Origin of the sequence: Kitasatospora putterlickiae (assembly GCF_039527695.1) — a bacterium.
Taxonomy (GTDB): domain Bacteria; phylum Actinomycetota; class Actinomycetes; order Streptomycetales; family Streptomycetaceae; genus Kitasatospora; species Kitasatospora putterlickiae.
Genome location: NZ_BAAAKJ010000351.1, coordinates 1 through 1,001 on the forward strand (window position 1 = coordinate 1; position 1,001 = coordinate 1,001).

A 1,001-nucleotide genomic window follows, 5' to 3' on the forward strand; every position below is an offset into this window, starting at 1 on the left:
CGGGTTCGGGCGCCGGCTCGACGGCGGGTGCGGGCTCGACGGCGACCGGCTCCTCAGCGGCTTCAGCCTCAACCACGGCTTCCGCCACCGGCTCCGCAGCCGGCCCGGGCGTCTCCTCGGCCTTGGCCTCCGCGACCGGCTCGACCTCAACCGACGCCGGCTCCTGATCGGCCGGGACGTCCGTCAGCTCGACCGCCGCCTCAACGACGGGTTCCGCAACGACCTCAACGCCGCCGGCCTCGGCGACCGGCTCAACCTCAACCGCCACGGGCTCCGCGTCGGCCGCGACGTCCGCCGCCTCCGCCAGAGTCTCCGGCTCGGTCTCAACCGTCGTCTCAACCTCAGCCACGAGCTCCGTACCGGCCACGACGTCCACCGCCCCAGCCGGGGCCTCGACGACGGCCTCAACCTCAGCCGCCACCGACTCCCCATCGGCCAGCGCGTCCACCGCCCCAGCCTGGGCCTCAACAGCCTGCTCAGCCTCGACGACGGCCTCAACCTCGACAACCAGCTCAGCCTGGGCCTCGACAACCGGCTCAGCCTCGGCGGAAGCCTCCGCCACGGGCTCCGCAACGACCTCAACGCCACCGGCCTCGGCGACCGGCTCAACCTCAACCGACTCCCCATCGGCCACGACATCCGCCGTCCCGACCGGAGCCTCCGACTCGGCCTCAACCGTCGTCTCAACCTCAGCCACGAGTTCCGCGTCGGCCGCGTCGGCCGCGACATCCGCCGCCCCAGCCGAAGCCTCGACCTCGATGCCTGCCTCAGAGACCGGCTCAGCCTCGGCGGAAGCCTCCGCCACGACCTCGATGCCGCCGGCCTCGGCGATCGGCTCAACCCGATCCGCCACCGACTCCGCCACGAGCTCCGTATCAGCCACGACATCCGCCGTCCCAGCCGAAGCCTCGACAACCGGCTCAGCCTCGGCGGAAGCCTCCGCCACGGGCTCCGCAACGACCTCAACGCCACCGGCCTCGGCGACCGGCTCAGCCTCGACC

The 1,001-nt window shown here is 72.8% G+C and carries 1 pseudogene; it reads right to left on the reverse strand.

What is annotated here, in order from left to right:
• A pseudogene (locus ABD308_RS32375) lies at nt 1-1,001 on the reverse strand (hypothetical protein); the annotation flags it as partial.